At 74.4% G+C, this 5579-nt stretch carries 9 protein-coding genes; 5 read left to right on the top strand and 4 right to left on the bottom strand.

The window, feature by feature from the left end:
- Positions 1-366: helix-turn-helix domain-containing protein (locus HGA02_RS09070; protein WP_484482047.1), on the top strand; the 366-nt coding region annotated here is incomplete at its 5' end.
- 4 nt (positions 367-370) lie between these two features.
- Here the strand turns inward: HGA02_RS09070 and HGA02_RS09065 are convergent.
- Positions 371-787: a hypothetical protein gene (locus HGA02_RS09065; RefSeq protein ID WP_168678736.1), complete on the bottom strand. Its 417-nt coding sequence runs from the start codon at positions 785-787 to the stop codon at positions 371-373.
- Positions 788-1003: 216 nt separating this feature from the next.
- Between HGA02_RS09065 and HGA02_RS09060 the strand changes: the two genes are divergently transcribed.
- Complete coding sequence (locus HGA02_RS09060) at positions 1004-1618, top strand: dihydrofolate reductase family protein (RefSeq protein ID WP_168678735.1); 615 nt, start codon at positions 1004-1006, stop codon at positions 1616-1618.
- Between the two features lie 30 nt (positions 1619-1648).
- Here HGA02_RS09060 and HGA02_RS09055 read toward each other — a convergent pair whose 3' ends face one another.
- Entirely contained in the window at positions 1649-2320 is a 672-nt protein-coding gene (locus HGA02_RS09055) for an arsenate reductase/protein-tyrosine-phosphatase family protein (protein WP_168678734.1), read from the bottom strand.
- A gap of 88 nt (positions 2321-2408) precedes the next feature.
- Here HGA02_RS09055 and HGA02_RS09050 point away from each other — a divergent pair, with 88 nt between their 5' ends.
- Positions 2409-2831 carry an arsenate reductase ArsC gene (locus tag HGA02_RS09050; RefSeq protein WP_343035398.1) on the top strand — a complete coding sequence of 141 codons (423 nt, stop codon included), beginning with the start codon at positions 2409-2411 and terminating at the stop codon, positions 2829-2831.
- A 13-nt stretch (positions 2832-2844) separates the two neighbouring features.
- Here the strand turns inward: HGA02_RS09050 and HGA02_RS09045 are convergent, their stop codons facing one another.
- Both HGA02_RS09045 and arsM read right to left on the bottom strand, forming a co-directional pair.
- Positions 2845-3081, bottom strand: coding sequence for a hypothetical protein (locus HGA02_RS09045; RefSeq protein ID WP_168678733.1), 237 nt, complete (start codon positions 3079-3081; stop codon positions 2845-2847).
- A 1-nt stretch (position 3082) separates the two neighbouring features.
- The gene (arsM, locus tag HGA02_RS09040) at positions 3083-3832 is read right to left on the bottom strand and encodes an arsenite methyltransferase (protein ID WP_168678732.1); all 750 of its coding nucleotides are present in this window, start codon (positions 3830-3832) and stop codon (positions 3083-3085) included.
- Between the two features lie 104 nt (positions 3833-3936).
- On the opposite strand from arsM, the gene HGA02_RS09035 reads away from it, so the two are divergent.
- Together HGA02_RS09035 and HGA02_RS09030 are read left to right on the top strand one after the other, a co-directional pair.
- A complete protein-coding gene (locus tag HGA02_RS09035) occupies positions 3937-4311 on the top strand; it encodes an ArsR/SmtB family transcription factor (protein WP_168678731.1) in 375 nt (124 codons plus the stop codon).
- Between the two features lie 98 nt (positions 4312-4409).
- On the top strand, positions 4410-5579 hold a 1170-nt coding region (locus HGA02_RS09030), incomplete at its 3' end, for a nicotinate phosphoribosyltransferase (RefSeq protein WP_168678730.1).

Genomic DNA, 5579 nt, shown 5'->3' with positions numbered 1-5579 from the left:
GTCCTGGCCGAGGCCGTCGCGGCCGCCCGCCGGGACGGGACGGCCGTGGAGGACGCGCTCGCGACGACGGCCCGTGAGATGGGCCGTCGTCTCGTGGAGCGCGCCGACGTCGACGCGGCCGTGCCGGACCGGGAGGCGGTGGCCCGGGTCCTGGCCCGGCACGGGTACGAGCCGCGCGCCGCCGACGGCGAGGTCCTGCTGACCAGTTGCCCGTTCGAGCGGCTCGCGGCCGACGTCCCCGACGTCGTGTGCGTGATGAACCGCGACCTCGTCGACGGGGTGCTCGACGCGGTCTGCCCCGGAGGGCTCGAGGCGCGGCTGGATCCCGGCGTGGGGCGCTGCTGCGTCGTCGTCGGGGAGCCGTGAGTGGTCAGAGGTGGCCCGGGGTGCATCCCGGCGTGTAGTACCCCGTGACGGTCGCGGCGCGGCTGGTCGAGCGGTTGCCCGCGAGGTCGACGGCCTGGACGCGCACCGCGTTCGGGCCGGGCTGCAGCAGGTGCAGGATCGCCCACATCCCGCTCGAGCCCTTGTCCTCGAGGGCGCCGATGTCGACGCCGTTCGCGAGCACGCGGTAGCGGATCTGGTCCTGCGGGGTGACGTCGTCGGTGACCTTCGGGACGCCGACGATGAGCATGAGGCACTGGAACCCGCCGGCGTACCCGTAGAGCGGGGTGCCGGGCGGCGTGGTGTCGGTGGCCGCGCCGGCCGCGGTGGCGCCGGCGAGCGCGGTGGTGAGGGCGGTGATCGCGGCGACGGTCGCGGTCCGGACGAGACGGTGTCGGGACATGCGGTCCTCCTGGGACCGGTGGTGGTGGGCGTCGAGGGCGCGGGCGCCCGCTGCGGGACGCCGGGGGAGGGCGCGGAGCGTTCTAAAAGAGACGTCTGTCGACGCTAGACCCGGCGCTCTGCCACGGCAACCGCGACCGGCCGCACACCGGGGTGGACGGTCGTCCCCCGCTGCGCTCGAATGGTCGCCGGGACCAGGACCGTTCGAGGAGGAGCCGTGGGCCGCCTGCACATCGACCTGTTCGTCACGCTCGACGGCGTCGCCCAGGCGCCGGGCGGGCCCGAGGAGGACACGTCGGGCGGCTTTCCGTTCGGCGGCTGGCAGGCGCCGCTGCCCGACGACATGGTCGGCCGCGAGGTGACCGCCGGGATCGAGGGAATGGACGCGCTGCTGCTCGGGCGGCGGACCTACGACATCTTCGCCGCGTACTGGCCGCAGCACGCGGACACGATCGGCCGCCGGCTCAACGCGGTGCCGAAGTACGTCGCGAGCCGCGGCACGCCGGAGCTGACCTGGGACCGCTCGACGCTGCTCGGCCCCGACCTCGCTGCCGAGGTGCGCGCGCTGCGCGACCGGCACGAGAGCACGCACGTCATCGGCAGCGTCGACCTCGTCCAGACGCTGCTCGCGGAGCGGCTGTTCGACGTGCTGACCCTGTGGGTCCACCCGATCGTGCTCGGCCAGGGCAAGAAGGTGTTCCCCGACGGGGTCCGGGCCTCGGGGCTGCGGCTCCTCGAGCCGCCCGCGGTCGGCAGCCACGGCGTCGTCCAGCTCCGCTACGCGCCGACGGGCGAGGACCCGGCGACGGGCGACATGACGATCGACGTGTGAGGCCGTCGCTCGACCGGTGGTGACCGCGCCTCAGGCGACGACGAGCCGCGGTGCGAGCGCGCTGATGCGACGGTCGAGCTCGTGCACCGTGCGGTCGAACGCGTCCGCGGATCCGTCGCGCACGGGGTCCGGGAGGGACCAGTGCACGTCGGCCCGGAGCCCGACCTCCTCGTGCGCCCGGTCGCACACGGTGATGACGAGGTCGTCGTCGCGGCGGACGGCGTCCACGGCGCGCGGCTCCTCACCGCGCAGGTCGAGGCCGTGCCGCGTCGCCGCCGCGAGGGCTCCCGGGGCGATCGCGCCCGCCGGGTGGGTGCCGCCGGACGCGGCCGGGATCTCGCTGACCCGTCGCCAGACGGCGACGGCGAGGTGCGAGCGGGCGGAGTTGGCGGTGCACACGAACAGCACCCGGGGTGGTCGCAGGAGCGCGGTGGTGACCGGCCCGAGCTCCGAGGGCAGGAGGCGCAGGTAGGTGCGGCGGCGGTCCCCCTCGGACCGCGTGCGCTCGACCAGGCCGTGCTCCACGAGGACGTTGACGTGGTGGGCGAGCAGGTTGGAGGGCAGAGCCAGCGCGAGCGCGAGCTCGGACGGCGAGGCGTCGCCCTGCGACAGCAGGTCGACCACGGCGAGCCGGCCCGGGTCGGCGAGCGCCCCGTGGAGCGCAGCGCGGCGCTCGACCGCGTCCATCCACTCAGTGTTCATTGAGTCAATCTTGACTGACCGAACGTGTCCTGAGCAAGATGTGCCGACGCGGGCCGCCCGGCTCGCCACTGCGCGCCGAGGAGCAGCCGTGACGACGACCGACAAGCCCAGCGTCCTGTTCGTGTGCGTCCACAACGCCGGGCGCTCGCAGATGGCCGCCGGGTTCCTCTCCGCGCTGTCGGGCGGCGCGGTCGAGGTCCGGTCGGCGGGGTCGGCGCCCGCCGCGCAGGTGAACCCCGTCGCCGTCGCGGCGATGGCCGAGGTCGGGGTCGACATCGCCGCCGAGCAGCCCAAGGTCCTCACGAGCGACGCGGTGCAGGCATCCGATGTCGTCGTGACCATGGGATGCGGCGACGCGTGCCCCTTCTACCCGGGCGTGCGCTACGAGGACTGGGTGCTCGACGACCCGGCCGGGCAGGGCATCGAGGCCGTCCGGCCGATCCGCGACGAGATCCGTCGGCGCGTCGCCGACCTGCTCGACTCGCTCGGCGTGCCAGTCGTCGCCTCGTAGCGCAGCCCGGGGGTCAGGCGGGGCAGCAGGCGGCAGGGCCGACGGACACCGGCACGGCGGTCGCCCGTCGCACCGGACGTCCGAGCGCCCGACGGGCGTCGGCCAGGGCCACCAGCAGCACGCGGGTCCGCGGTCGGCGGCCCGAGGGTGCGGACGTCGTGCGCTCGCGGACGAGCAGCGCGACGGCGAGCGCCTGGTCGACCTCGCGCTGCTGCTGCTGGTGGAGCGTGAGGTACAGCTCGGGGTGCATGTCAGGCCTCCGGCTTGCGGGCGTGGACGATCGCGCCGTGCATGCCGTCCGCGACCTGGTGGGTGAACGTGACGGCCGTGTCGACGAACCCCGCGGCGGCCAGCCCGTCGAGGTACTCCTGCCGCGACAGTGCGCCTGCGATGCAGCCGACGTAGGAGCCGCGCTCCGCGCGCTGCTCGGGCGTGAGGTCGTCCTCGGCGACGACGTCGGAGATGCCGACGCGCCCGCCGGGGACGAGCACCCGGAAGACCTCGCCCAGCACGGCGGGCTTGTCGGGGGAGAGGTTGACGACGCAGTTCGAGATGACGACGTCGACGGACGCGTCGTCGAGCGGCAGGTCTTCGATCGTGCCGCGGTGGAAGGCGACGTTGGTCGCGCCGGCGCGCTCGGCGTTGGCGCGCGCGAGGTCGAGCATCTCGTCGGTCATGTCGACGCCGTGCGCGAAGCCGGTCGGTCCGACGCGCTTCGCGGACAGCAGGACGTCGATGCCCCCGCCGCTGCCGAGGTCGAGCACGCGCTCGCCCTCGCGGAGCTCGGCGACGGCCGTCGGGTTGCCGCACCCGAGCGACACGAGCTGCGCCTCGACCGGGATGCCGGTCAGCTCGGACGGGTCGTAGAGCGCGGCGCCGAACGTCTGCGACTCGTCCGTCGGCCCGCAGCCGCCCCCTCCGCCGCAGCAGCCGGCGTCGCCGCCGACCTGACGCGCCGCCTCGGCGTACTTCTCCCGGACCTGTTCCCGGATGTCGGACATCGCTCCTCCTTGATATCGATGAGTGTCGATGCCTTCGATCCTGGACCGGGTATTGGCGTCTGTCAATATCGACAAGCGTCGATTTCCCGCCATAGACTCGACCCATGGCTGCCATGGACCTGCTGCCCGTCGTCTCCGAGCCCGCCGCGTGCTGCACGCCCGCCGCCGCGCCGACCATCAGCGCCGACGACGCGACGCAGCTCGCCCGCACGCTCAAGGCCATGGCCGACCCGACCCGCCTGCGGCTCCTGTCGCTCATCGCCGCGCACGAGGGCGGGGAGGCGTGCGTGTGCGACCTCATCGAGCCCGTCGGCCTCAGCCAGCCGACGGTGTCGCACCACCTCAAGCAGCTGACCGAGGCCGGTCTCGTCACGCGCGAGAAGCGCGGCGTCTGGGCGTACTTCACGATCGTCCCCGGCGCGGTCGAGGCGGTCACGCAGCACCTCGGCGCGCACCTCGCGGTCCGCGGCGCCGGCTGACCCCGGAGCGCCCGCGCAGAGGCGCGTGCGTCGCCTGTTCGAGTCAATCTGACCTGATCTACTTGCGCGCCCACCGAGCGTCGCTGCATAGTGTCAATATGACTCTAAGCGACGGGGTCGTCGTCCCCCTCCCGAGCACCGCGCTGCTGACGGACCACTACGAGCTCACGATGCTGCGCGCCGCGCTGGCCGACGGCACCGCGCACCACCGGGCCGTCTTCGAGGCCTTCGCGCGCCGCCTCCCCGCCGGTCGCCGCTACGGCGTCGTCGCCGGGCTGGGCCGGCTCGTCGAGGCGATCCAGGCGTTCCGCTTCGCCGACGCCCAGGTCGCCTGGCTCGAGGAGCAGGGGATCGCCGACACGCGCACCGCCGCCTACCTGCGCGACTACCGCTTCACGGGCCAGGTGGACGCGTACCGCGAGGGCGAGATCTGCTTCCCCGGCAGCCCAGTCCTCACCGTGACCGGCACCTTCGCCGAGTGCGTGGTGCTGGAGACGCTCGTCCTGTCGGTCCTCAACCACGACTCGGCGGTCGCGTCGGCGGCGGCCCGCATGGTGACGGCGGCGCGCGGCCGGACGCTGCTGGAGATGGGCAGCCGCCGCACCGGTGAGGCGTCGGCGGTCGCCGCGGCGCGAGCCGCGTACGTCGCCGGGTTCGACGCGACCAGCAACCTCGAGGCCGGCTTCCGCTACGGCGTCCCGACGCGCGGGACCGCGGCGCACGCGTTCACGCTCGCGCACACCGACGAGCGCGCCGCGTTCGCGTCGCAGGTCGCCGCGCTCGGCACCGGCACCACGCTCCTCGTCGACACCTACGACACGCCCACCGGCATCGAGAACGCCGTCGCCGTCGCCGGACCCGCGCTGGGTGCCGTCCGGATCGACTCGGGGGACCTGGCCGTCGAGGCCCGCGCCGCCCGCGCGCGGCTCGACGCGCTCGGCGCGACGAGCACCCGGATCGCGGTGACCTCGGACCTCGACGAGCACACGATCGACGCGCTCGCCGACGCCCCGGTCGACGTCTACGGCGCGGGGACGCGGCTCGTCGGCGGGTCGGGCCACCCGACCGCGGGCATGGTCTACAAGCTCGTCACGGTCGCCGACCGGCCCGGCGCGGACGCCCCGCTGCGTCCCGTCGCGAAGACGGCGGCCGGCAAGGCGAGCACCGGCGCGTCATGGAGGACGGCGGCGCGTCCGACGTCGAGGGCATGCGCGAGTACCTGCGTACCGCGGACGGCGTCGCCTGACCGCGTCCGACGACACCGATCG

Origin of the sequence: Cellulomonas septica, from assembly GCF_012396155.1 — a bacterium.
GTDB classification, from domain to species: domain Bacteria; phylum Actinomycetota; class Actinomycetes; order Actinomycetales; family Cellulomonadaceae; genus Cellulomonas; species Cellulomonas septica.
Note: the sequence above shows the minus strand (reverse complement) of the source record. Positions and strands in the feature narration are given on the sequence as shown.